We start from the raw sequence: 24,541 nt of genomic DNA, 5'->3' as shown, positions 1-24,541 counted from the left end.
CATGACCGAGCGACGCAGCCCTAAAGGTTTTTCTCTGATTTCCCGCCGCGACCTCTTTGGCCGTCTCGGAGGGGCAACCGCCGTAACCGCGCTGGCGGCGTGTCAGATCCAACCGGCCGCCTCCGGATCTGCCGACGTTGACGCCAAATTCAGCTGGGGTGTGGCAAGCGGGGACCCCACTCGGTCGGCGGTCGTGATCTGGACGCGCGCAGTGCCGGTCGGCGGCGTCGCCACTGTGCTCGATGTCGGTTATGAGGTGTCTTCAGATCCAGAATTTCGAACTCTCCTCACAGAAGGCACGATAGCGACCTCGAGCGACCGTGATTTCACTGTGAAAGTCGATATCGGTGGCCTCGATCCGGGTACCACCTACTTCTACCGCTTCCGTGCAGGCGCCGTTGTGTCGCCATCCGGGCGGATGCGCACGCTCCCGGGAGACGCGGCCACACAGATGAATCTGGCGCTCGTTTCGTGCTCGAACTATCCCTCTGGATATTTCAATGTTTACCGCGCAATCACCGAAATCGACGATCTCGACGCCATCGTACATGTCGGCGATTACATTTATGAGCACGCCGCTGGCGCCTATGATGGCGAGACCGGCGCGCGGCTCGGGCGGGTACACCGCCCGGCACATGAGATCCTGACCCTCGCCGACTATCGCGAACGCCTGGCGCAATACCGCGCCGATCCGGACTTGCAAGCGGCGCACGCACATGCCCCCTTCATTTCTGTCTGGGACGATCACGAGACGGCCAACAATAGCTGGACGGACGGCGCATCTGCACATGATCCGTTGACGGAAGGTGCATGGCGCGAGCGCAGAGACGCTGCCTTGCAGGCCTACTTTGAATGGCTTCCGATGCGTGACCCGGGGCCCCGGGGCGCGCGCGAGCGGTTGAACCGGGTGTATGACTTTGGCCAGATCGCGTCCCTGATCGTCATCGAGACGCGGCTGGTCGGCCGGGATCAGCAATTATCCTTCAACGACATGCCTGTGGACGCTGATGGCGCCCCCGACCGGGAGGGTTTCGAACGCTTTCTGCTGGCCGATCCTTCGCGCTCGATGCTGGGCCCCGCACAAGAAGCCTGGTTGCACGAGGCGCTCGCCGGCTCCCGGCAGCGCGGCCAGGTTTGGCAGGTTCTCGGGAACCAGACCGTGATGGCGCGTATGCGCACGCCCGATTACGTATCGGTGTTGCCGGCCGACATAATCGAGCCAGCGCTTGCGCGTGGAGGATATACCGCCGACTGGTTGGCGCGTAGCGCCTTCAGCCTCCCCGTTGGGCTGGACGCCTGGGAGGGGTATCCGGCCGCGCGGGTTCGCCTTTATGACAGCGTCCGCGCTACGGGCGCCAATCTGATCGTATTGTCGGGCGACAGTCATATGTTCTGGGCGAATGACCTGCACCACCCCACTGATGAAGGATGGATTGGGGTCGAACTGGCGACCGGCAGCGTCACCTCGCCGGGCGGTTACGAGTACATCAGCACACGAACCGATTACTTTGACATGGTGGAAGCGGCCCTTGTCGCGCACAATCGAGATGTGCGCCATGCCAATGTCCGGGATCATGGGTTTATCCATCTTTCATTGACCCGGGAGCGCGGGGTCGCGCGTTACATTTCCGTTGATACGATCGAACAGCGCGCATTTGAAAGCCGGTGTTTTCTCACAGTCGATCTTGAACCCGGCGAACAGCTGGATCTGACACAGCGCTGACTGGCAGTGCGCGCTCCGCAGGCGGCTTGCCGCGCGGATTGAAGACAACGGGGGCGCTATGCGGCGAGACGTGCCCCCCTGCCTGAGAGAGACGCCGCACGTGGCCATCCCGGCCTGCCCCAGGTTTTTCAGACCAGTTATTGCTTGGGCCGCGACCATCTTGCTCTGAGACCCAAGTCTGGACCATTCCGGGCTGGTGTTTTCGGGGCGCAGATCAGTGCCGAGTGATGCCCTGATCCGCTCACGCGCATCAAGATGGGCCAACCGCTTCGGAACCCGCCGGCTATGCCGCCAGCCCCTTTTTCCCCCTCCCGAAACTGCCACACCTTTGTTTTCCGTAAGCGGCGATAGCCCGAAAAGTGGTATTACTTCGCCGTGTCTATTGCGCGCCCCCAGGGCGCCATGACCAGATCAGCAGCAGCAGGCCAACAATTATGGCGAGTGCCGCGCCCGACAGCATCCATGAGTTCAGGTACCATTGGGCACCCCAGCTGAATTCTCCGCTCATGATCCGCGCCCAGCCTCTGAAGTGCTGGGTCGAGGCGACCGTAACGCCAAAGGCTGCAAAGATTGCAGAGAGGTAGCGCACGAGCCAGTGGGCCGGATTGGGCAGGAGCAGAAACAGCCCGAGAAGACCGATTACCGTGCGCTGACTGCGGCAGTAGGGGCATTCATACACAAGCCCTGACAGATCCACCGCCCAGGTCAGGGCGCAGACAAGAATTGCAAAGCCGCCGACAATCCGGCGGTGCTGCAGAAGGAATTGAGGGAGGTTATTGAAGGTGTTCATGTCTTCCTCTCATCCGGATCGGCAGGCCAGCTCCGCGCAAACCATCTTTGCAACGCTGCGCATCTATTCCGAATACGCTGGCAGATCCACATCTACAACCAGAACCAGCCGGGATTCTCCTGTTCCTTCAATCGGCGGTGACCGGTGGAGTATTCGGCCTTCACGGCCACGGCGCTGCCCAAGCAGCATCCCGACTTCGAAAGTCTGCATCTGGAATATCGCCGCAGCGCCGGCGGCCCCAGCGTCAATCCACTGCGTTCCCGGACCAAGATAGGTCGTAATCAAACGAAAGCCGGTCTTGTCCTTGTGAAATTTACGGCATGCATCATCGGTGACGTACTCAAGACGCATCGACAGCTTCCCCCCGAGCTCCGCGAGCGGCGCGAGGAAGCCAGCCGCATCAGAAAGGATCGCGCGGATGACGGCGGGAGGCCATGCCAGGGCATCCAGGAACTTCTGCGCGCCTGCCAGGATATGTGCCATCGAGCCGGCGATGCGAAGATCATCGAACTGATGGAAATCCAGTCCTCGAAACGCAGCAGACAGATCAGGATCGGGTTGCCGCTCCAGCGTCGCGAGTTCGGCGGTCTCATTTATTCCCACTGCGAGCAATTCAGGCAGGCTGCGACATACGCTGACCTCAGCGCGCGAAACGCCGTCTTTGGAGCGGGATTCACAATTTAGCATCAGGGAGCGCCTTGAAACTTCGTTGTTAGCATGATTGTAATAGTATTACATTACATTCTTGTCGAGCCCGCCGATGCCACAATCTGAAAAACTACCCGTCACCGTTCTCTCCGGCTTCCTGGGTGCGGGCAAAACCACCCTCCTCAATCACATACTCAATAACCGTGACGGCAAGCGGGTCGCGGTCATCGTCAATGACATGAGCGAAGTGAATATCGACGCCGAGCTTGTCCGCCAGAAAGGCGGCGAATTATCCCGCACGGATGAAACACTGGTCGAGATGTCGAACGGATGTATTTGCTGTACGCTTCGGGATGATCTGCTCAAGGAGGTTTCGCGTCTCGCCCGCGACGGCCGTTTCGAATACCTCCTCATCGAATCCACCGGGATTTCCGAGCCCCTCCCTGTTGCCGCTACCTTCGACTTTCGTGACGAGGAAGGATTTTCACTCGGTGATCTTGCGCGGATCGACACCATGGTCACCGTTGTCGATGCGGCCAATATCCTCAGCGATCATGAGAGCCAGGATTTCCTGGCCGATCGGGGAGAGAGCCTGGGAGAGGCCGATCAGCGCCCGCTGGTGCAGCTGCTCGTCGACCAGATTGAGTTTGCGGACGTCATCGTCCTCAATAAGGCCAGCATGATCGCGCCGCAGGATCGGGAGGTCGTCCACAAGTTGCTGCGTGGGCTGAACACGGACGCAGAGATCATCGAAACTGACTACTCGCTTGTTGAAACCGGGCAAGTTCTCGGCACCGGCAGGTTCGATTTTGAAAAGGCCCACGATCATCCCCTCTGGGCGAAGGAACTTTACGGGTTCGCCAGCCATATGCCGGAAAGCGAAACATATGGTGTGGAGAGCTTCGTTTATCGCGCACGGCGCCCGTTCGATCCGGCAAAGCTCCACGCCTTCATCAACTCCACCTGGCCAAACGTCGTCAGGGCAAAGGGCTTTTTTTGGCTCGCCACCCGGCCTGACTGGATGGCGGAACTCAGCCAGGCGGGCGCCCTCGTCCGCAACGAGCGCATGGGCCGGTGGTGGGCTGCAGTCCCGGAAAGCCAGCGCCCGCACTCATCGGATTTTACCCGATACCTCGAACAGATATGGGACCCGCGCTTCGGAGACCGGCGGCAGGAGATCGTATTCATCGGCATCGGATGGATCAGACAGCGCTGACCGCTCGCCTGGATGCCTGCCTCACAGATCCCGGGGCGCCATCCCCATCAAACGGATTTCTCCCTCGCAGTGACCTGGAAGATCCCTTCCCGGCCTGGTGAACCAGACTTTCCCTGCCCTTCGGATGAGGGCTGCGCCGGCTCGTCCTCCAATCAGATCATGCAGCAATCCCGACTGCTCAAATTCCACGCTCCAGAAAGACTGCAAGAAACTCATGTCCTCTCACCACAAAACCAGAGCTGTTCTTCTTACCACCTCCATCCTGACGTTGCCCTGGCTGGTGGCGAACGCCCAAGAAGACCGCTCTGAGGACGTCCGCATTGAAGAAACAATCGTCGTCACGGCAACCCGCGGGGAACAGCAACTCATCGACGTCCCCGCATCGATCGCCGTTCAGGATACGGAAGATCTTCTGCGTAATGGATTCACCTACGGCACCGATGAGTTCCGGGGTGTGACGGGCGTGTTCTTCCGGCGCGGCGAAGGCGATGGTGATGAGTTTCCCTTCGTCTCTTTCCGCGGATCGACAGGAACCGAAGGGTCGCTCAGCCTCGTCGACGGTATTCCGATCATTGGCCTCTATGAGGAAACGCAGACCAATCTCATCCCCTACGAAGCGATCGACCAGGTCGAAATCGTCAAAGGTCCTGTGTCTGCGCTCTACGGCCGCGGTGCCCTCTACGGGGCGACGAACTACATCACGCGCAATCCTGACGGCGACGCCGTTCGCACGCGCCTGACCGCAGGCAGTGATGATTACTATCGCGGCGATCTGTCCCTGGAACGCGCCTTCGGGGCGACCGGGGGCGTGATGCTGGCTGGCACGTATGAAGATTATGGTGGCTGGCGCGAGCAGGGTGGCCGGACACTCTGGAATCTGTTCACCAAAGCGAATGTTGACCTCGGTTCGGACACAACCCTTTCTGCCTATGCCAACTATAATGACCGCGATTCCGACATGCCAAACGGTCGCCCCCTCGGCGCGGACGGCGAAATTCTTGCCTTTGACGGCGGCGATGAAAGTTTCATCGGCTATGGCCGCCCGAACAATCGGTCTCAGAACTGGCTGACCGCGCTCAAGCTCGAACATGCCGTCTCTGACGCGCTCTCTCTCGCCTTCACCGGCTCCTACCGCGACATGAAGCGCGACGTCTTTCTCAATTTTTTTGATCCGTGGGGCGTCAATCTGGACGCCGGCATTGTCGGCTATAACGGGTTCCGAGGCGCGACCACCCAGAAAGTGTGGTTTGGTGAGGCCACTGCGCGGTGGGAAAGCGGGCGCCACAACATTCTCGCCGGCTTCAGCGCCGAACAGTCCGACATCACGGAGTTTATCGGCTGGACCGGTCAGAACGGGTTCACGTTCGCCTGCGGATTCACCTACTATCTCGTCGAAGTCGATTATCAGAGCGGCGATGTCCTGAACGCAAATCACCCCTGCTTTGTGACCGACGAGACCCGAACCCATACATAGTTCGACAACTCATTTTATGGCGCATTCATCCAGGACGAGATCAGCCTCTCAGATCGACTGACCCTGACCGTCGGACTGCGCTATGACGACTTCGGCCGGGACGCCACCTTCTTCCCTGTCACCGGCGTGACAACAGGCGGCGACATCAGCGCCTCAGCCGAGGCTTTCTCCCCCAAGGCCAGCCTGTCCTGGCGTACGAATTGGGGTCAGATTTATGCTGCCTACGGACGAGGATTCAACTCCAACTTCGGCGCGACGTTTGAGTGGGATCCTGTCAAGTATGCCCGACCGGAATCGAAGCCGACCGAGATCGACAGCTACGAGATCGGCGCCAAGGGGCGCTTCCTGGACAATACGTTAATAGTCGAAGGCGCACTTTTCTACAGCGAGCAGACCAACCGCCGCCAGATCGTCAACAATCCGGACGCAGCCAATGATTTCACCCTGCCCTCAAATCTCATTACCTTTGGCGATGTCTACAAGAGCCAGGGCGTCGAACTTTCGCTGACAACACGCCCCTCCGAGTTCACCACCGTGCGCGCCGCTTATACCTACCTCGCTCCGGAATGGGACGACTATTCCGTGTCCGGGGCAGACTATTCAGGCAACACGCCTGTCGGTGTGCCGCAAAACATTCTTTACCTTCAGCTCGATCACCAAGTCACCAGCTGGCTCGACGTGCGAGCGGCTTACGAAGCCTATGACGACTATTTCTACACCGTCGATAATGCGCACAAGGATGGTAGATATGATCTGGCCTCGTTCAGCGCCCGCCTTGCCCCCGACGTCTTTGGTGGATGGGCCGTGGAGGCCGCAGTGACCAATGCGTTTGACACCTCCTACTATTCCTATTTCGGCAACAGCGGCGCTCCGATGTACGCCATGCCCGGTCCGCCTCGGCAGTTCCGGATCTCCCTGTCCGGGGCCTTCTGATGATGAGACGGATACTGATCAGCGCTGCAATCTTGCTTGCCGGGTGCAGCGGCCCGTCAAATCCAGCAGCGGCCCCGGAAGGTCCGCCGTCCGGGGCCCGGGAGCTCGCCTTCAGACACACGCAGACCTTCAAGGTCTATGAGCGGGATGGATACCGCATCGTGGACCTCAAAGCCCCGGTGATACGCTGGGGCACCGAGGCGAAAGGTCAGGAACAGGCCGCCCGTGTCGTGCTGGCCCCGAAAAGCATGGATCCACCCGCACTGGAGGGCGACCTTGCCGGAGCCATGCTGATCCGTACGCCTGTGGAGCGGATCGCGGTCAATTACGCAACGCTCGAAGCCATGCTCACGGAGCTCGGCGCAGAAGACCGCATCGTCGCGGTCGGCGGGGTCAAAAGCTACAATGACACCATACGGGCCCGCGCGCGCGCTGGTGATCTGGCCCAGGTCGGATACGGATGGCACGCCCCACCTCTTATTGATCCGCTCATTGGTGCTTCACCGGACGTGTTTTTCATGGTGCTAGGGGATCTTGGACACGCAGAACACTATGAGCGCATCAAATCACTGGGCGTTCCGGTTGTGCCGGTCTTCTTCGAATCTGAACCCCACTATATGGGCCCGGTCGACTATGTCGGCCTGCTCGGCCTCATGACCGGCAAGGAAGCGGAAGGCAGCCAGTTCGTTCAGATGGTGGAAGAGAATGTTGCCGCGCTCAAGGCACGCGCCGCGACGCAGCCGAAGAAGCGCGTGCTCAGCGCCTGGTTTGCGGGATCCGGGCGATGGATGGTGACCGTTCGCAATCTCGAGAACGCCCTTCTCGAGGATGCCAATGCAGAAAACCTGATGCGCGAGCCCGATAATCCAAGGCTCGACGCCACCCAGAGGATGGGGACAGAAACACTCCTGGATAGGGCGCGGGAAGCTGACTGCTGGGTCCTGCGCGATTCCCATTCCGTGGCTTTCACGGACAAATCTGTTCTCTCTAACTTCAAGGCCTGGCGGGAGGGCTGTGCGTTTGCCTCAGATGGCCTCTACAAGGCGGAAGCCGACGCTTTCGACATTTACGAAACTGGCGTCATTCGGCCCGATCTCCTTCTCGCTGACCTGACGCGGATGCTTCATCCCGAACTGCGCGATGCGCCGTATGTCTACATCCAGCCTGACACGGAAACACCGCAACCATGAGCGACACAGCAACCACGAAGCTGCTCAGAGGAGGTCAGGTGAAACTTGCCGTTCCCGCGCTCATATTGTCGCTCGCGGCGGTCAGTATCTTTACACTGACGACTGGCCAGGTTGCCTTCAGCATCGACCGCCTCGTTACCGCGCTCCTGGCCCCCGGCGCTGACCCTGTTGGCGCCCAGATCATCCGGGAGATTCGTCTTCCGCGCATTGCAACCGGAATGATTGCCGGCGCCGCGCTCGGCGTATCGGGTGTCCTGATGCAGGCCCTGTTCCGCAATCCGATGGCCGATGCCTGGTCCCTTGGCCTTACGGCCGGCGGTCAGATGGGCGTTGCGCTGATTGTTACAGCAACTGCCTTTACCGGCCCGGCAGCGATCAGCTTCCTTACAGCATTCCAGGGCATTGGTCTGACGCTTGGCGCCCTCCTCGGCGTAGCGGCGTTTGCGGCCCTGATGACCGCCCTCGCCACCCGGGTCGGAACCATCACCTTGCTCGTGATTGGCCTCATGCTGGGCTTTACCGTTCAAGGATTAGTGAGTGTCGTTATCCACTTTGCCAACAGGATCGGTGGGCGCGTTTATTCCGGCTGGAATGATGGCACCTTTGCCTCCACAACATCCGGCGACCTCATCTGGCTCGCTGTTCCTGTCCTCGCTGGCAGCGCGCTGGCCATCCTCGCGGCCAAACCACTTAGCTCACTGCTACTGGGTGAAACATACGCCAGGAGCCTTGGCACGGATGTCAGCCGTCTTCGCTGGCTCACACTGTCTGCTGTTGTGATCCTGGTCGCGCCCGTGACCGCCTTCTGCGGCCCGGTAACCTTCATTGGACTGATCGTTCCCCACTTTGCCCGCGCCATCGCCCGCACCTCTCGTATCCTGCCTCTCCTGCCGCTGGCCGCGCTGAGCGGCGCCCTGCTCGCCATTTCGGCAGATGCCGTCGTCCACCTGCCCTGGGAGCAGCACTTCCTGCACCTCAACGCCATTCTGGCCATTATCGGCGCGCCGGTGGTGATCCTGCTGCTGCTCTTCTCTCCTGCCATGAGGGATAAAAACTGATGCTTCGCCTTCAAAATCTCACCTGCGGATATCCTGGTCTGCCGGCACCGGTGGTGACTGCGCCGGACCTGGAACTCCCTGAGGGAAGTTTTGTATGCGTGATCGGCCGCAACGGCGCGGGCAAGTCCACTCTGATGCGGACGCTTGCCGGGTTACAACCCGCCCTGTCCGGCGGCGCCTTGTTGGAAGGCGTTGACATCGCCAGGCTTGGCGCGCGTGAAAGATCAAAGCGCATCGCGGTCGTTACGACCGAACGAATCTCGAGCCCCGGGCTCTATGCCCGCGATGTGGTTGAGATCGGCCGACAGCCCTTCACGGACTGGCAGGGACGCCTCGGCAACGAAGACCTCGAAGCAGTCGGCGAAGCCTTCCGGAAAGCCGGCGCGGAAACATTTGCGCCAAAACTCTTCGACGCCCTGTCTGATGGCGAGCGCCAGCGCGTGATGATTGCCCGCGCGCTCGCCCAGTCGCCCCGTCTCATGATCCTCGACGAGATCACCGCCTTCCTCGACCTTCCCGGCCGGGTCGAAATCATGTCCCTCCTGCGGCGGCACGCCCGTGAAACGGGAACCCTCATCCTGATATCGAGCCACGACCTCGAACTCAGTCTGGAAATGGCGGACCAGCTGTGGGTCGTCGACCAGAACACCCTCAGTCACGCGCAGCCTTCAGACGCAGCCCTTCGCCGCCAGATCGCGACTTCCTTTGAAAGCACCGAGGTGGCGTTTGATCCACTGACAGGACGCTTTATCCTCAGAAAAGGCTAAAAGTGCCGTGCAGGTTTCGGCGCCGCGCCATCGCGGAAAAGGCGTGCGCATTGCGCCCTTGGAAAGACCCGCCTACGAGCAGCAATGGAAAAATCAGGAAGCAAGATCGGTCAGGGAATCTGACAGAAAGGCAATGCCCGATACATTGCCGTGTATTGACTAAAAAATGGCGTGAGTGACGCGCGTCTAACAATCCCGCATTTTTCAATATAAACAACCGGTTGTTCTGCGTTTTCTTTTGAAATGTATCTCACTTTGTATCCATTCTGTATCCCATTTTCGAACCTCTGAATTCGATGCCGCATCTTTGGTCCAGCCCGCACTGGCGCACTCCACTGCGTAATACTACGGAGTGTTCGTTTATCGCTTTCAAGTACGCTCCCTGCGAATGCTCAGTCACCGAGCGCCATCAGTACTGATTGACCAGACATGGCTATGTATTTGAGAGGCAATGACGGGTCAGGTTCCGACGCGGTAACAGCGCACTTCCGCGCTGAAGTGATCGATTTTCTCGACCGTGAGCTAACACCGGAAATGCGCATGGCAGGCCGCGCAACGACGGGCCTTAAATCAGCCCGCGACGCTTGTAAGGAATGGGCTGAGAAGCTGTATCACCGCGGTTGGGCTGCCCCACTTTGGCCAACGGCATTTGGCGGCGCTGGATGGAACGACGCACAGAGGCTGTACTTTGAAAATGCCTGCGCAGAACGCGACGCACCGATTGTTCAATCATCTGGAGTCCGTACGATCGGACCGCTGATCATTTCAGAAGGTACACCGGAACAACAAGCTCGCTACCTGCCTAAAATCCTCAGCGGAGATCATGAATGGTGCCAGGGCTTTTCCGAACCGCAAGCCGGTTCTGATTTGTGCGCGCTTACGCTGCGGGCGAACCTTGACGGCGATTACTTCGTTCTGAGCGGCAGCAAGATCTGGACAAGCTTTGCCAGCTACGCAACTCACATGTTTCTCCTCGCCAGAAGCGACCAGGAAAGCCTTGGAGGCGCCGGCTTGGTATTCCTTCTCGTAGAGCTCGACCGGCCGGGCATCAGCATAAGACCGATCCGATTTATCGATGGCGAAGCGGAGACGAATGAGGTCTTTTTCGATCAGGTCAGAACCCCTGTAAACGACCGCATCGGTGACATAGGGGATGGCTGGAGCACCGCGAAGCGTCTTATGGCTATAGCCAGATCCAACAATACAACCACTGGCCTGATACGCCGGGCGCTGCGCGCTGCCCTCCGATCGGTCAGGTCGGTACCGGATCCTGATCCTGCCTTGCTGTTGCGGTTGTCAGACTACTCCATGCGTATTGATGCATTTGAAATGCTGGAGAACAGGATTGGTTCGAGCGACATCCCCATCAACGCTGGCGCGGCAAGTTCAATGCTGAAACTCATTGCCACCGAGCTTCATCAGGCCATCACAGAAGTCGGACTTGACGGTGACCCCGATGGGGACTTTGCGCTCGCCAAATACTTCGCCACTCGCGCCGCCAGCATCTACTCGGGCACCAGCGAAATTCATCGCAATATCCTGTATCGCTCTCTGGTTTAGAGTAAGTTGCCCTGCATGCATTGGAGAAATAGCCGAAACATCAGTGCCGGATCATCTCCTCACCGCGAGTCCTGAGGCATCTCAACTCGTCATCCCGGCGAGCAACGAGAAACTCCGTTGCAATTCCAAGCATGAGACCGAGGAGCAGGACAGAGTCCTCCTCACTGTTGCGTTGCGCATCGATGGAACCGTCGCAAAGGCCTGACGCGATCAAAGCCTTCAACTCATCCAGGAGTTCGGATCTTGCTATCGCCACCTCGGTGCGCAGCGCCTGGAGATCCTGCGGGTGGTGGAGCACAACCTGGAAGAAAGCCGCCATCTCAAGATTCAGAGATATGCCTTCAAGATGAACAGAGACATGTTCGATCAACGCGTCGAGCCCGGTCGGATTGTCGGTAGTCCGCGCCTCCCAGAAATTCCGGCGATGGAGCCGCAGATGACGAACAGCCGCGACCAGCAGCCCTTCTCTCGAGCCAAATCGCTGGTAAGCCTGCGCCCTGCTGTACCCGGCAAGGCGTCCCACCTCTTCGCATGTCAGCCGTTGCAGGCCTTCCTTAAGGGCCACCTGGCAAGCAGCAGACAGGAGTTGAGTTTCCGACAGAAGTCGCCTTTCTGACTGTGACATCTTTACTCTGTACACTGCGTTACTCCGATCTCTCTCGATGGGATGCTAAGTTTCAGAAAAGGCAGGGACCAGCACTTCCTACTTGGATGACAGGCACGGCGGCCCATCATCCGGCGTTCGTCTCTCCGCAGCTTTCCTGACCATTCATTCTCGCACCATGCCACACCTTTCAAAAATGACGCATACGTCATTTTCCGTATTTAGTTGAGATTCTTCGTCGATAATCTCTGTTCAACGGAGCCCGACAGAGAAAGCTCCGGGATCAGGGAGAAACACAGATGAAGGTAAAACTCGTCTCCGGGCCACCAACAGAGCCGCGGACATTTGAAGACCCCGGAGAACTTGCCGACTGGCTTACACCGGAGGACGTCGAAATCGTCCGTGAAATATTTAACACACCGCTGACTGGGTCCTACAATTGGGATTATGAAAGCGCCAACGCCAAGATCCGGCGCCTTTACGAGCTGGGAAAGCGCTTCAACTGGAATGCGGAGCTTGATGTCGACTGGGAGGTTCCCTTCGACAAGTCGAAAGGCCCTTCGCAGGCCGGGCTTAATCCTCTTCATGACCATCCGGTCTATCAGGCAATGAGCGAAGAGCAGCGGAACGAATATGCCTGGCGCTCTCTGGCTCAGGTTCTGTCCCAGTTTCTCCACGGCGAGCAGGGCGCCATGATGGTCGCCTCGCAACTCGTGTCGTGTGCGCCGACCTATGATGCAAAGCTTTACGCTGCCTCACAGACCTTCGATGAAGCCCGGCATGTGGAGGTTTTTAACAAGTACCTGCGAACGCGTTGCCGGGTCGAATACCCCGTCAATCCTAGCCTCAAGCTTCTTCTGGACAAGATTCTTACAGACCCCCGCTGGGACCTCAAATTCATCGGTATGCAGGTGCTGATTGAGGGCCTCGCCCTTGCGGCATTCCAGACCATGTCGCAGACAACCCGGGATCCGCTATTGCGGCAGATCCTGCATCTCGTGATGCGTGACGAAGGCCGGCATGTTGCGTTCGGGGTCAACTATCTTGAAGACTGGATCAAGGCGCTCCCGGAGGAGCAAATCGAGGAGCGCGCCCAATTCGCGTTCGAAGCCTGCGCAATCATGCGGGAGAGGCTGTTCTCAACCATCGTCGAGGAGGAGTTCGGGTTTGACCGGGAAGAAGCCCGGCGCGCATCGATCGATTCCGCAGGAGGGCAGGCATTCCGAAACTTCCTCTTTGAGCGGATGATTCCCAATCTCAAACGGGTCGGCCTCCTGACTGATAGTGTGAAGCCCAAATTCGAGGCGCTTGGCGTTCTGCATTATGAAAACGCTGCCACAGATGCGGAGATCGACTGGAACTCCCTCGAACGCCCGCTCGACACGGGTCCCATTTCGGTCGCTGCTGAATAAATAAGGCAATAGACTAACAGTTTGGGCCGTCACTTCGGCCTGGAAAGTGAGGACACGAAAGAAAGTTCAGATGAGCGAAGATGCTGGCAGGCCTTGCCCGGGCCGCCAGCAGGCTCCGCCATGGCATTGCATAGCTTACCCAAGGGCTTTCGGGAGGCAGAAGAACCTCCCTGTCCGTAGTACAAAGACGTTATAAGGCCAGGCGGCGCAACATAAGCGAGAATGGCCGCTTTTTATTTTGCTGATCGTTGTGCGCAGTGCGTACGTAGATCTGACATTCGTACGGCGGGTGTTCCCGATGGGCATCAAAGCTCCAGCCGGATGATATCCTCGGGCGTATTGATGTTCGCAAACACATCTACTTGGCCGTCGGGCCAGCAAACGTCGATGGCCTCGCAGGCATCGAGGGCACCAGCCAGGCTGCGACGCCCTGACCCGGCATAAGTCGTCACGCACGATAAAGTGTCCACGGGCCAGATCGCACATGTCGGATGGCGCTGCCCGTTTGACGCCGCGACCGCCGGCTTCGCAGCAGCCAGAGAGGCATGCTTCAATTCTGAGAGTAGGTCTTCGGGCAGAAAAGGTGCATCACATGGCAGGGTGAGCAGGTGATCAAGGTGTGTACTGGAGGCCCATGCGAGCGCTGAAAGCAGGCCGGCCAGAGGCCCCTCAATCTCAGGCTGGTCCAGTATCTGACCGAGTGTATTGGCAGCTACCTGCCCATACTCCCGTACACAGATGACTGCCGGTACGCCCCAAGCTGAGACACGATCAAGCACGGGATCAATCAACCGGCGACCTCGAAAATGCCGCTCCGGCTTCCTGCCGCCCATCCGTGTTCCCTGCCCGCCTGCGAGAATGGCGACTCCGACTCTATCCATCCGGAAACCAGGTCTTCGCTGAAAGACGGTCAACATCCTTGGGACGTTCGATTGTGAGGTCCAGATCGCGCAGGAGACCGTCCCGGATGGAATAAATCCATCCATGGACTGCTATCTTCTGACCGCGCCGCCAGGCATCCGTCACAAACGGATTGCGACCGAGATATTCGACCTGCGCCCGGACATTGTGCTCACAGGCGACATTCACCCTGGTATCAAAATCAGAAATCTTATCGAGGTGACCGGCGTGTCTGTGCGCAAGATCAGAAACTGGCTGAAGCCAGTGGTCGATCAGGCCCCGACGCTCGGTATCGAGGGCAGCCCGGACACCGCCACATCCATAATGCCCGCAAACGATGATATGGCGCACTCTCAGAACTTCGACGGAATACTGAAGGACAGCAAGAAAATTGATGTCGCGCGGCGGCGCCAGATTCGCGATGTTTCGGTGGACGAAGAGTTCGCCCGGGTCGAGCCCGACAATTTCGTTGGCAGGTACGCGGCTATCGCTGCACCCGATCCAGAGATATTCCGGCGCCTGCTGGGCAGAGAGCCGGCGGAAGAATCCAGGGTCTGCCCGAACTCTCGCGCTCGCCCAGTTCATATTGTTGTTAAGCAGTGTCCCGATCATGAGGCATCCGCAAACGGATCGTTGAGGCCACGGCGCGCAGCGAGTCTGCGCGCAAGATTATCCAAGTCTTCCACAGTCAGGCGATGCCGCGCAATCGGAAGAACAACTGCATTTTCAACCGCGATATGACGCTTCTGCTGAAAGCAGAATGGTTCAATAACCTGCACAGCGTTTTTGTAGCAGGCAAGTCCTCTCTGTTCAGCGAGGGCAGTCGCCACGATTTGTTTCACGGCGGCGGCTTCACTCATGTCATTGGCATGCTCAGCCGACAGCATGCCCAGTACCTTCCCGATCTGGTCATCAGGCTCGCAACGCCGGCGCAGCAAAGGAAAAAGATCATCTTCCTCGTCGATAACATGCAAAGGCAGGTCATCATCGAGAAAGCGGTAGATTTCGCGCAAAGCAGGCTCATCGAACACGACCGACTGCATTGCCGAAAGCAGCCGGGCGCATAGATCGCGATGACGGTAGTGTTCTGCAAAGAACCAGATCAGCGGCTCCTGTAGAAGGTCGGCCGGGATCGGTTCGATCGGCTGGAATTTCCCTGTGCTACCCATGACCTGCATCCTTTTCTTCAGCGGCCGCCGGCTACCCGTTTCTAATTCTGATGAGCGTGTGTGTTGCGTGCTGCGAGGGCAGCTGATGGGATATGATCAGGTCGAGGCAGTCCGAGAACGGCGCCTGGCTGTCGCGCAACCGGGAAATAAGCTGCGTCCAGGCTTCGTCATTGGCCTTTGACAGGAACGTCCCGATCACTCTGCTCAGGCACTCAGTTGGCGCTGCGTTTTCTCTGGAGGCTGCAGCATCAAGGCGCCCACGGGCAGCCTCGCTGAGGGCACCATATGCCATCTGCACATCTGACAGTGCCTTGCCGAGCAATCCGTCAGCCCGAGCGACGATACCGTTGCGGTCGTCCAGACGCCCATTGTCCGACAGGCAGAGCCCGGGATTGGCGGCGGACTCAGCAAGGAGCCGGTCTACATACAAGGCAGCCGATTTTGTCCACGCCCTCGCCTCAAGCTGGAGCGCGATGTGCGGGCGCACATAGTCGAACGGCAGTCGTTCCCCATCGGATCGGTGGTCAAGGCGAAGCACATGCCAGCCATGCTCGGTTGCGACCGGCTCGGCTCTTATTGTCCCCTCTTCCATATTGGTAAGCGCCGTCCAGATAGGAGGCAGGACATCTCCTGGACGAAGCTGACCGAGACTGCCGCCTTCAGATGCCGACGGGCAGGCCGACCTGCTTGCCGCCATCCTCGCAAATCCCGACGGGTTTGCCTGCAGGTCAGCAATCAATGCTCGGGCCTTCTCGCGCGCCGCACGGTACGCTTCCTCGCTCGCATCCGCAGGAGGGACGAGGATGTGAGACGCTTCCAAAAGCGGCGGCGACCTGAATCCCTCCGGATTGCCATCATAGACTGCGCGCACGGCCTCATCGGCAGCAGGATCCGCATCGACCTCTTCATTCAACACGGCGCGGATGAGCGCTTCCTCCGGTGTCTCCTCCTGACCTTCGGAGTTACGCTCGGGTTCAGCAACGAGATCAAGTTCCCGGCCCCGCGCCAGAAGGACCGCTTTGGCTGCGAGCGCCCGCCCAGCAAGGGCCCGCGCCTGCGACAGCGTAGGGGCCCGGTGGTGCTGAAGCTCTGTCGCCAGGAGGGATTCAGGAACTTCTACGCCAAAGAAGACGGCCGCCTGCGGGCTCATGAGACTCTCCGTGCTGCTGTTGCGGCTGCGTTGGCCTTGTCTGCATGGATGTCGCGGCGTGTGCGGACCAGCTGCCAGCCACGGCGCCCCATATACCAGACCGGCGCGGACAACATGTGGACTAGGCGGGTGAATGGAAAGACAAGAAATATAGTCAGCCCAAGGATCAGGTGTGCTTTGAAGATCCAGTGGACATCGGCGACATAGTTGGCAGCGCCCGGCCGGAATGTGAAGATGCCCTGAGCCCACGACATGAACTTCACCATTTCCGATCCATCAAGGTGCTGCGCCGACAAAGGAATCGTTGAGAGGCCGAGCGCCAGCTGCGCAGTCAGAAGCGCCAGGATCGCCGTATCCCCAAAGCGCGAAGTCGCACGGATCCGCGCATCGAACAGGCGCCGATGAAGGAGGATCAACGCTCCGAGAATAGCGATGGCGCCGGCGATCCCGCCGGCCACGATGGCGAGCACCTGCTTGGCACCATGGCTGATACCTACCGCGTCAAAGACCTGGATAGGCGTCAGAAGGCCGACGAAGTGCCCTCCGAAGATCACCAGCACGCCGACATGGAAAAGCACGGAGCCGACCATCAGCTGTTTGCGCCGCAGGAGCTGCGAGGAGCCAGACCGCCATGTATAGGGTTCCCGGTCGAAGCGAAGCACCGATCCGATCGCGAGAACGGCAAGCGCGACATAGGGGTAGTAGCCAAACATGGCCTGGTCGAACCAGCCCGCGCTGACAAGGGTAACTGCGTGTTCCTGAGCCATGTCTGGCCTCCTCTGTTTGGTTGGCTACAAGCGCGTTTCCAGCGCCAGCCAGAATTTTGTCCGATCTGCAGGGCCGGTATCGGCCCCCCGGAATGCTGCTCCCTTCACTTCCAGAGCGAGCCAGTCATTCACCGGCAGCCGGAAGACCGCATCGATTTCAGATCCGTAGGAAAGACGGCCATTGTCACTCTCGAAGTCATGATAGATCACCGCCCAGCTCGCGGGTTTGGCGTGATCGATCACTTTCAGCCCGCCGCGCTTCAGTCCGATGCTGAGGTCACGGATGCCTGTTGCCGGTGTCGTCAGGAAAACGTCAGCCCACCCCTGAAAGGCATGAAGCGTCGCGAGGGGCGTTGCAAAGCCCTCCCCTGCGGCCCCTTCGAGAACTTCGAGCCCTCCGAAGACAGCAAGGTCGTCCCGCGCAAAGCTCGCTCCATAGGATTGATAGCCAAGGTCTTGGGCGGGTCCCCGGTCATTGTATGCGCCCTGCTGGGCAAACCGCGCATTGAGGTCGAACGTGCCCGACTGAAATTCCCAGCTATTCGACCAGGCCATAGCCAGCGTCTGCCCGGAGGCAGGCGCAGACTCGTCAAAATTCAGGAACAGCCCCGTTGCGATAAACTTTCCGAATGACGTATTGGTTTGCAGGCGGAAGACGTGGGAGTCACTCTCATACTCACCCGCAGCGCTCTCATCTCCAAAGATGCGGTGCACTTTGTCGATGTAAACATAGTCAGCCGTCACCGTCCCCGTGGGAAAAAGCCCGAACCTGACCGCGTCGAAGGTCTGTTCATTCTGACGGAAGCCGACATTGCCGATGAAACGGGCATCGTCAAAGATCACTCGCTGGCGCCCCAGAACAGAGCTCGCTGTCTTCCCCGTCCAGCTGATCTGAAGCCGGTTAAGTTCCAGGGCCTCCGGGTCCGGGATCACGGCTTTCCCGGGACGGGTGTCGACTGTATCAGAGAAGTCGTCGTTGAGGTGTCCGACGGCTTCGCCTTCAATGAGCGCGCCCCAGCCATCCCCACTGTTTGCCTCAAAACCAAAGCGTCCCGCCACGGTCAGTCCCGTAGTCTTATCAGTCCCGTCCTGATCGACCTGTTCAGCGCGCAGCCGCAGATCGAGAATAGGTTTGAAACCGGCGTCTGCGCCCTGTGCTTCGGCTGGCTGGAGGAGCGCCAGCGCTGCGAGGCTCGTGAGCCAGACTGCTGATCCGGGATTCCTCATTGCCGCGTGCCCTGCATCGTCTTGAGCATGGCCTGAGCCTTCGGGCAGCCATCACTTGCCGTTTCAGGACCGAATGTGACAGCCTCTTCTTCCCAGGCCTTATCAATAGCGTCGAGGTCGTTAGGATCATCATCCTGAATCGCGAGCAGATCAGCCACGGCGGCACGATCGGCCGGGCGGTCCGAAATCTCTATCAAAGCGGAAAAGACTGCCCGGTAGGGGCTCTGCCGCTTCTTCAGACGTTCCGCGATCGCTTCAAGTACATGTGCTGCCTCGCCGATCAGGGATGCTGCCTCTGCATCAGGAAGGATAGAGAGGAACTCGAGAAAGACAGGCAGATAATCTGGAAGGTCGCTGACCTCCATTTCGAGACCATGAGCCCGATAGAGCTCAACAAGTCCGACCATGGCCGGTCCCCGCTCCCGGCTTTCGCCATGAACATGTTCATACAGGTGAAGCGACACGCTCCGGGTCCGGTCGAACAGTTCGACATAGGCTGCCTGAGCCTCATAGAGTTCACTGTCCTCGATATGCCCGGCAAGTTTGCCGAGCGCACTGACAATTCGGTCAGGCACAAGTCCCTCTTTCCGGACAATTTCCACACAAAGGCTCGCTTCGGTCTGAAGTTGCGGTTCGGGATACGACAAGAGGCGCGAAAGCGCTCGATAGGTCATGGCCATCGTTCACATCTCCATAGGTGTTTTGGTTTTGGCACGCGGACGCTTGTCCTTACCGAACAGACCGAGTTCGGTGCGCCCGCCTGAGCAATCATTGCCGAATGTAAAGCCACAATCCCCCCGAAGGCCGTAAGCATCTTCGCTTGTTTCGCGGTGTGTCGTCGGGATAACGAAGCGGTCCTCATAATTGGCGATCGCCATGTAGCGATACATCTCGTCAATCTGACGGGCTGTCAGACCGACGCGTTCCGCCGTCGGATGGTCGATCACGCCCTCCACGGTCTTGGCGCGCATATACTTGCGCATTGCCATCATCCGTTCGAGCGCCACAACAACGGGCTCCTCCTTGCCGGCGGTCAGCAGATTGGCAAGGTAGCGCACCGGAATGCGCATCGAGGCGACGTCCGGCATTTCTGCATCGGTCTCAAGGGCCCCGGCTGCGACAGCCGACTGGATCGGAGAGAGCGGTGGCACATACCAGACCATGGGGAGGGTCCGGTATTCCGGGTGCAGCGGAAAGGCGACCTTCCATTCCATGGCCATCTTGTAGACCGGGCTCGCCTGAGCCGCCTTGATCCAGGCTTCGGGTACACCGTCAGCGCGGGCTTGCTCAATTACTTTCGGGTCATTCGGGTCAAGAAACACGTCAAGCTGCGCCTGATAGAGATCTTGCTCATCGGGGGTGCTGGCCGCTGCTTCTATCCGGTCGGCGTCATAGAGGAGGACGCCAAGATAACGAATGCGACCCACACAGGTTTCAGAGCAGACCGTCGGCTGGCCGACTTCCATACGCGGATAGCAGAAGGTGCATTTCTCCGACTTCCCGCTCTCCCAATTGTAATAGACTTTCTTGTACGGGCAGGCCGAGACGCACATCCGCCAGCCGCGGCACTTGTCCTGATCAATCAGGACGATGCCGTCTTCCTCGCGCTTATAGATCGCGCCTGACGGGCACGCCGCAACGCAAGTCGGGTTGAGGCAATGCTCGCACAGGCGCGGCAGGTACATCATGAAGGTTTCTTCAAAGGCGCCATAAATCGCCTTCTCGACGCCTTCGAAATTATAGTCTGCGCTACGGTGCTCGAATTCCCCGCCAAGGATTTCCTCCCAGTTCGGACCCCATTCGATCTTTTCCATCCGCTCGCCGGTAATCTTTGAACGTGGCCGCGCGGTCGGAAACGCTTTCATCTCCGGCGCGGTCTGAAGGTGGGCATAGTCGAAATCGAACGGCTCATAATAGTCGTCGATCTCGGGCAGGTCCGGATTGGCGAAGATCTTCGCCAGAATGCGCCATTTGGCGCCCATTCTGGGTTCAATGCGGCCATTCTTCTTGCGCCGCCAGCCACCATTCCAGCGCTTCTGGTTTTCCCAATCCTTCGGATACCCGATGCCCGGCTTGGTTTCTACATTGTTGAACCACGCGTATTCAACGCCCTCCCGGCTGGTCCAGACATTCTTGCAGGTCACCGAGCAGGTATGGCAACCAATACATTTGTCGAGGTTCAGGACCATACCGATTTGTGCACGGATTTTCATTGTACGCCCTCCTTTTGAGCGGCGGGAGTATCGAGCCAGTCGACCTTGTTCATCTTCCTCAGAATGATGAACTCGTCCCGGTTCGATCCGACCGTGCCGTAATAGTTGAAGCCATAGGCAAGCTGTGCGTAGCCGCCAATCATGTGTGTGGGTTTGAGAATTGCGCGGGTGACGGAATTGTGGATACCGCCCCGCTTGCCAGTTATCTCCGAACCCGGCGTGTTCACGATTTTCTCCTGCGCATGATACATGAACATCGTTCCTTCACGGATCCGCTGGGAGACAACCGCCCGGGCTGTCAGAGCGCCGTTTGCGTTGAAGACCTCGACCCAGTCATTGTCGATGATCCCGGCACGCTTCGCGTCGGTCTCGGACACCCAGACGACCGGCCCGCCGCGGTTCAGCGTCAGCATCAGGAGGTTGTCAGTATAGGTCGAGTGGATGCCCCATTTCTGGTGGGGCGTGATGAAGTTGAGGGTGATCTCGGGATTGCCGTTCGGCTTGTCGCCCTTCACATGGAGGGTCTTCAGGTCGACCGGCGGCTTGTAGACCACCAGCGTCTCACCAAACGCCCGCATCCAGTCATGATCCTGATAGAGCTGCTGCCGCCCGGTCAGTGTCCGCCAGGGGATCAGTTCGTGGACGTTGGTGTAGCCGGCATTGTAGCTGACATGCTCGCTTTCGATCCCCGACCAGATTGGCGAGGTGATGATCTTGCGCGGTTGGGCGACGATGTCGCGGAAGCGGATCTTCTCGTCCTCCTTCGGCCTTGCGAGGTGTGTGTGCTCGCGCCCGGTCTGCACTTCCAGTGCTTCCCACGCTTTGACCGCCACTTCACCATTCGTCTCCGGCGCGAGCATCAGGATGGTCTCGCAGGCGTCGATGTCCGTCACGATCTTTGGACGGCCCTTAGCCACCGTTTCGTCAAGCACCGTGCCGTTCAGCGAGGCAAGCTTCTCGACCTCATGCTGAGTATTCCAGGCCATCCCCTTGCCGCCATTGCCGAGCTTGTCCATGAGCGGGCCGAGCGACGTAAACTTCGCATAGATCTGGCTATAGTCGCGCTCAACGGCGACAACCGTAGGCATGGTCTTGCCCGGGATTGGTTCGCATTCCCCTTTGTACCAGTCCCTGACGCCATGGGTCTGCGCCATTTCGCCAGGGCTGTCATGCTGGATCGGGAAGAGGACGACATCGGTCTCGACGCCAAGCACTTCAGGGGCCACCTCGGAGAAGGTTTTGGCGAGCCCTTTGAAGATTTCCCAATCAGTGCGGCTTTCCCATGCCGGGTCCACCGCAGCTCCCAGCGGGTGGATGAAGGGGTGCATGTCGGAAGTATTGAGATCATTCTTTTCATACCATGTGGCCGTCGGCAGAACGATGTCGGAATAGACCGCTGTGGTGGACATGCGGAAATCGATGCATACAAGCAGGTCGAGCTTTCCGCGCGGCGCCTCGTCATGCCAAGTCACGTCGCGCGGCTTGTCATGCCCCATCTCTCCGAGATCTTTACCCTGAATGCCATGATCGGTGCCGAGCAGGTGCTTGAGGAAATATTCGTGCCCCTTGCCGGAAGAGCCAAGCAGGTTGGAGCGCCAGACAAACATGTTGCGCGGCCAGTTATGCGGATCGTCCGGGTCCATGCAGGACATTTCCAACTCACCGGATTTGAGCGCCGCGGCGACATAGTCCTTCGGCTCCTGCCCGGCGGCCTTGGCCTTCGCGGCCACTTCCAGAGGGTTGGTCTTCAGCGCCGGGGCCGATGGCAACCAGCCCATACGCTCGGCCTTGGCATTATAGTCGATGAAGCTACCCGCCCAGTCACCCGCTTCGGCGGTTGGAGACAGGATCTCACCGACCGGAACCGTTTCATAACGCCACTGATCTGTATGCGCATAGAAAAAGGAAGTCGAATTCTGCTGGCGCGGCGGACGTACCCAGTCGGTCGCAAAGGCAAGCGGCGCCCACCCCGTCTGGGGACGGAGCTTCTCTTGCCCCACATAGTGGGACCAGCCGCCGCCGGACTGTCCGATGCACCCGCACAGGATGAGCATGTTCATCACCGCGCGGTAGTTCATGTCCATATGGTACCAGTGGTTCATCCCTGCGCCGATGATGATCATCGACTTACCCCTGGTCTTCTCTGCGTTGGTGGCAAAACCACGGGCCGTGGCAATGATGTTCGCGCGTGGCACAGTGGTGATGGCCTCAGCCCAGGCCGGCGTGTAGGGCTCCATGTCATCATAGGAACTGGCGAGATGCTCGCCGCCATAGCCCTGATCGACGCCATAATTAGCCATCAGGAGGTCATAGACACAGGCGACCAGTGTCTCTGTGCCGTCTGCGAGTTTCATTCTTCTGACGGGGACATTGCGCGTCAGGACACTCGGATGATCTGTGGAGGCAAAGCCGTTCGAGGCGGTATTGGCGAAATACGGGAAGCGGACCTTGGCCACCTCGTCCTCGGCCCCCTTCAGGCCGAGCCGGAGCTTCGTGTCAGCTCCGCCGCTTTCCCTCTCCTCGAGGTTCCATTTGCCCTTGTCGCCCCAACGGAACCCGATAGAGCCGTTCGGCACCACGACCTTGCCGGTTGTTTCGTCGATCGCAACTGTCTTCCAGTCTGGATTGGCGTCCTCGCCAAGGGACTTGTCGAAATCGGAGGCGCGCAAAAGGCGCTCGGGCACATAGCCGTCTTCCTGCGGCACGAGGCGGACGAGCAGCGGCAGGTCGGTATACTGGCGCACATAGTCACGGAAATACGGGACTTCTCGGTCGCGGTGATATTCCGTCAGAATGACGTGACCGAAAGCCATCCCGAGCGCTGCATCGGTGCCCTGCTTGGCCGCGAGCCAGAGGTCGGAGAATTTCGAGGCTTCCGAATAATCCGGGCAGATCACGACTGATTTGACGCCCTTATAGCGGGCTTCGGTGTAAAAGTGCGCATCCGGCGTCCGCGTCTGGGGCACATTCGAGCCCCAAAGGATCAGGAAATTGGAATTGTACCAGTCAGCGCTTTCGGCAACGTCGGTCTGCTCGCCCCAGGTCTGCGGGCTCGCAGGGGGCAGGTCGCAATACCAGTCATAGAAGGAGCCAGTCACCCCGCCGATGAGCTGGAGATAGCGCGCACCGGCTGCGTACGAAACCATCGACATCGCCGGAATGGGCGAGAAGCCGAACACGCGGTCCGGGCCCCATTGCTTGACCGTGTGCGCGTTGGCTGCGGCAATGATTTCATTCACCTCATCCCAGCGGGCCCGGACGAACCCGCCCATGCCGCGGCGCGTCACATAGTCTGCGCGCTTGGCCGGATCATCCTGAATGGATTTCCAGGCCGCCACGGGCTGCATAGTCTTGCGGGCTTCCCGCCAGGCTTTCAGAAGCCGGGCCCGGATCAGAGGATATTTTACCCGGTTGGCCGAGTAGAGGTACCAGCTGTAGCTTGCGCCCCTCGAGCACCCCCTCGGTTCATGGTTTGGCAGATCGTCTCGCGTCCGGGGATAATCAGTCTGCTGAGTTTCCCAGGTAACGATGCCGCCTTTGACATAAATCTTCCAGGAGCACGAGCCGGTGCAGTTCACGCCGTGCGTTGAGCGCACGATCTTGTCGTGGCGCCAGCGGTTCCGGTACGCCTCTTCCCAAGTACGGTCCTCATCATTGAGAACGCCGTGTCCGCCGGAAAAGGTCTCAGTCTGCCGCCGGAAGAAAGTCAGTCTGTCGAGTGTATGGCTCATGGAAAAGGT

At 59.1% G+C, this 24,541-nt stretch carries 19 protein-coding genes and 2 pseudogenes; 9 read left to right on the top strand and 12 right to left on the bottom strand.

The genetic code is table 11. From position 1 onward, the window contains the following. Position 1: 1 nt before the first annotated feature. Positions 2-1,723 carry an alkaline phosphatase D family protein gene (locus tag K1X12_RS11120; protein ID WP_220987654.1) on the top strand — a complete coding sequence of 574 codons (1,722 nt, stop codon included), beginning with the start codon at positions 2-4 and terminating at the stop codon, positions 1,721-1,723. 379 nt (positions 1,724-2,102) lie between these two features. On the opposite strand, the gene K1X12_RS11115 is transcribed toward K1X12_RS11120, so the two are convergent. Beyond that, entirely contained in the window at positions 2,103-2,513 is a 411-nt protein-coding gene (locus K1X12_RS11115) for a hypothetical protein (protein WP_220987653.1), read from the bottom strand. Between the two features lie 63 nt (positions 2,514-2,576). After that, on the bottom strand, positions 2,577-3,200 hold the full coding sequence (locus K1X12_RS11110) for a DUF1826 domain-containing protein (RefSeq protein WP_220987652.1): 624 nt from the start codon (positions 3,198-3,200) through the stop codon (positions 2,577-2,579). Positions 3,201-3,273: 73 nt separating this feature from the next. On the opposite strand from K1X12_RS11110, the pseudogene K1X12_RS11105 reads away from it, so the two are divergent. The 7 genes and pseudogenes from K1X12_RS11105 to K1X12_RS11075 all read left to right on the top strand — a co-directional run bounded on the left by K1X12_RS11105 (position 3,274) and on the right by K1X12_RS11075 (position 11,359). After that, positions 3,274-4,478 (top strand): annotated as a pseudogene (locus K1X12_RS11105) (GTP-binding protein). Positions 4,479-4,591: 113 nt separating this feature from the next. Continuing rightward, entirely contained in the window at positions 4,592-5,851 is a 1,260-nt protein-coding gene (locus K1X12_RS11100; protein WP_220987650.1) for a TonB-dependent receptor, read from the top strand. Positions 5,852-5,872: 21 nt separating this feature from the next. Continuing rightward, positions 5,873-6,784: pseudogene (locus K1X12_RS11095) on the top strand (TonB-dependent receptor domain-containing protein); the annotation flags it as partial. Further along, complete coding sequence (locus tag K1X12_RS11090; RefSeq protein ID WP_220987649.1) at positions 6,784-7,974, top strand: ABC transporter substrate-binding protein; 1,191 nt, start codon at positions 6,784-6,786, stop codon at positions 7,972-7,974. The pseudogene K1X12_RS11095 and the gene K1X12_RS11090, both read left to right, overlap by 1 nt. Further along, positions 7,971-9,032 (top strand): FecCD family ABC transporter permease, encoded by a 1,062-nt coding sequence (locus K1X12_RS11085; RefSeq protein WP_220987648.1) that lies wholly within the window; start codon positions 7,971-7,973, stop codon positions 9,030-9,032. Before K1X12_RS11090 ends, K1X12_RS11085 begins: the two co-directional genes overlap by 4 nt. After that, positions 9,032-9,799 (top strand): ABC transporter ATP-binding protein, encoded by a 768-nt coding sequence (locus tag K1X12_RS11080; protein ID WP_220987647.1) that lies wholly within the window; start codon positions 9,032-9,034, stop codon positions 9,797-9,799. The genes K1X12_RS11085 and K1X12_RS11080 overlap by 1 nt, the downstream gene beginning before the upstream one ends. Positions 9,800-10,228: 429 nt before the next feature. Further along, positions 10,229-11,359: an acyl-CoA dehydrogenase family protein gene (locus K1X12_RS11075; protein ID WP_225907951.1), complete on the top strand. Its 1,131-nt coding sequence runs from the start codon at positions 10,229-10,231 to the stop codon at positions 11,357-11,359. A gap of 40 nt (positions 11,360-11,399) precedes the next feature. On the opposite strand, the gene K1X12_RS11070 is transcribed toward K1X12_RS11075, so the two are convergent. After that, a complete protein-coding gene (locus K1X12_RS11070) occupies positions 11,400-11,984 on the bottom strand; it encodes a TetR/AcrR family transcriptional regulator (protein WP_220987646.1) in 585 nt (194 codons plus the stop codon). A gap of 278 nt (positions 11,985-12,262) precedes the next feature. Between K1X12_RS11070 and K1X12_RS11065 the strand changes: the two genes are divergently transcribed. Next, positions 12,263-13,375, top strand: a complete 1,113-nt coding sequence (locus tag K1X12_RS11065) for a ferritin-like domain-containing protein (protein WP_220987645.1) — start codon at positions 12,263-12,265, stop codon at positions 13,373-13,375. Between the two features lie 305 nt (positions 13,376-13,680). Here K1X12_RS11065 and mobA read toward each other — a convergent pair whose 3' ends face one another. Genes mobA through K1X12_RS11020 form a run of 9 tightly spaced genes read right to left on the bottom strand, consistent with a single transcriptional unit; the run spans position 13,681 to position 24,532 of the window. Next, positions 13,681-14,256: a molybdenum cofactor guanylyltransferase gene (mobA, locus tag K1X12_RS11060; protein WP_220987644.1), complete on the bottom strand. Its 576-nt coding sequence runs from the start codon at positions 14,254-14,256 to the stop codon at positions 13,681-13,683. Then, positions 14,249-14,887, bottom strand: coding sequence for a carbonate dehydratase (can, locus tag K1X12_RS11055; protein WP_220987643.1), 639 nt, complete (start codon positions 14,885-14,887; stop codon positions 14,249-14,251). Before can ends, mobA begins: the two co-directional genes overlap by 8 nt. Next, positions 14,884-15,444, bottom strand: coding sequence for a hemerythrin domain-containing protein (locus K1X12_RS11050; protein WP_220987642.1), 561 nt, complete (start codon positions 15,442-15,444; stop codon positions 14,884-14,886). The genes can and K1X12_RS11050 overlap by 4 nt, the downstream gene beginning before the upstream one ends. Before the next feature lie 31 nt (positions 15,445-15,475). Next, complete coding sequence (locus K1X12_RS11045) at positions 15,476-16,594, bottom strand: peptidylprolyl isomerase (RefSeq protein ID WP_011646576.1); 1,119 nt, start codon at positions 16,592-16,594, stop codon at positions 15,476-15,478. Beyond that, complete coding sequence (narI, locus tag K1X12_RS11040; protein WP_220987641.1) at positions 16,591-17,361, bottom strand: respiratory nitrate reductase subunit gamma; 771 nt, start codon at positions 17,359-17,361, stop codon at positions 16,591-16,593. Before narI ends, K1X12_RS11045 begins: the two co-directional genes overlap by 4 nt. Before the next feature lie 24 nt (positions 17,362-17,385). Next, entirely contained in the window at positions 17,386-18,588 is a 1,203-nt protein-coding gene (locus K1X12_RS11035) for a hypothetical protein (protein WP_220987640.1), read from the bottom strand. After that, positions 18,585-19,268 carry a nitrate reductase molybdenum cofactor assembly chaperone gene (gene narJ / locus K1X12_RS11030; RefSeq protein ID WP_225907950.1) on the bottom strand — a complete coding sequence of 228 codons (684 nt, stop codon included), beginning with the start codon at positions 19,266-19,268 and terminating at the stop codon, positions 18,585-18,587. The genes K1X12_RS11035 and narJ overlap by 4 nt, the downstream gene beginning before the upstream one ends. Before the next feature lie 3 nt (positions 19,269-19,271). After that, positions 19,272-20,801, bottom strand: a complete 1,530-nt coding sequence (narH, locus tag K1X12_RS11025) for a nitrate reductase subunit beta (RefSeq protein WP_220987639.1) — start codon at positions 20,799-20,801, stop codon at positions 19,272-19,274. Next, a complete protein-coding gene (locus tag K1X12_RS11020; RefSeq protein WP_220987638.1) occupies positions 20,798-24,532 on the bottom strand; it encodes a nitrate reductase subunit alpha in 3,735 nt (1,244 codons plus the stop codon). The genes narH and K1X12_RS11020 overlap by 4 nt, the downstream gene beginning before the upstream one ends. Between the last annotated feature and the right edge of the window lie 9 nt (positions 24,533-24,541).

Origin of the sequence: Hyphomonas sediminis, from assembly GCF_019679475.1 — a bacterium.
In the GTDB taxonomy this organism is placed as follows: domain Bacteria; phylum Pseudomonadota; class Alphaproteobacteria; order Caulobacterales; family Hyphomonadaceae; genus Hyphomonas; species Hyphomonas sediminis.
The sequence above is the reverse complement of the archived record's forward strand: the minus strand, read 5'-3'. Positions and strand labels throughout refer to the sequence as shown.

Excerpts from the sequence above, each read along its gene's own strand:
- K1X12_RS11110 (WP_220987652.1), bottom strand. The coding sequence starts at position 3,200 with ATGCTAAATTGTGAATCCCGCTCCAAAGACGGCGTTTCGCGCGCTGAG.
- K1X12_RS11065 (WP_220987645.1), top strand. The coding sequence starts at position 12,263 with ATGAAGGTAAAACTCGTCTCCGGGCCACCAACAGAGCCGCGGACATTT.
- K1X12_RS11120 (WP_220987654.1), top strand. The coding sequence starts at position 2 with ATGACCGAGCGACGCAGCCCTAAAGGTTTTTCTCTGATTTCCCGCCGC.
- mobA (WP_220987644.1), bottom strand. The coding sequence starts at position 14,256 with ATGGATAGAGTCGGAGTCGCCATTCTCGCAGGCGGGCAGGGAACACGG.
- K1X12_RS11080 (WP_220987647.1), top strand. The coding sequence starts at position 9,032 with ATGCTTCGCCTTCAAAATCTCACCTGCGGATATCCTGGTCTGCCGGCA.
- K1X12_RS11075 (WP_225907951.1), top strand. The coding sequence starts at position 10,229 with ATGGCTATGTATTTGAGAGGCAATGACGGGTCAGGTTCCGACGCGGTA.
- K1X12_RS11035 (WP_220987640.1), bottom strand. The coding sequence starts at position 18,588 with ATGAGGAATCCCGGATCAGCAGTCTGGCTCACGAGCCTCGCAGCGCTG.
- K1X12_RS11115 (WP_220987653.1), bottom strand. The coding sequence starts at position 2,513 with ATGAACACCTTCAATAACCTCCCTCAATTCCTTCTGCAGCACCGCCGG.
- can (WP_220987643.1), bottom strand. The coding sequence starts at position 14,887 with ATGATCGGGACACTGCTTAACAACAATATGAACTGGGCGAGCGCGAGA.
- narI (WP_220987641.1), bottom strand. The coding sequence starts at position 17,361 with ATGGCTCAGGAACACGCAGTTACCCTTGTCAGCGCGGGCTGGTTCGAC.
- K1X12_RS11050 (WP_220987642.1), bottom strand. The coding sequence starts at position 15,444 with ATGGGTAGCACAGGGAAATTCCAGCCGATCGAACCGATCCCGGCCGAC.
- narH (WP_220987639.1), bottom strand. The coding sequence starts at position 20,801 with ATGAAAATCCGTGCACAAATCGGTATGGTCCTGAACCTCGACAAATGT.
- K1X12_RS11100 (WP_220987650.1), top strand. The coding sequence starts at position 4,592 with ATGTCCTCTCACCACAAAACCAGAGCTGTTCTTCTTACCACCTCCATC.
- K1X12_RS11020 (WP_220987638.1), bottom strand. The coding sequence starts at position 24,532 with ATGAGCCATACACTCGACAGACTGACTTTCTTCCGGCGGCAGACTGAG.
- K1X12_RS11090 (WP_220987649.1), top strand. The coding sequence starts at position 6,784 with ATGATGAGACGGATACTGATCAGCGCTGCAATCTTGCTTGCCGGGTGC.
- K1X12_RS11085 (WP_220987648.1), top strand. The coding sequence starts at position 7,971 with ATGAGCGACACAGCAACCACGAAGCTGCTCAGAGGAGGTCAGGTGAAA.
- K1X12_RS11070 (WP_220987646.1), bottom strand. The coding sequence starts at position 11,984 with ATGTCACAGTCAGAAAGGCGACTTCTGTCGGAAACTCAACTCCTGTCT.
- narJ (WP_225907950.1), bottom strand. The coding sequence starts at position 19,268 with ATGGCCATGACCTATCGAGCGCTTTCGCGCCTCTTGTCGTATCCCGAA.
- K1X12_RS11045 (WP_011646576.1), bottom strand. The coding sequence starts at position 16,594 with ATGAGCCCGCAGGCGGCCGTCTTCTTTGGCGTAGAAGTTCCTGAATCC.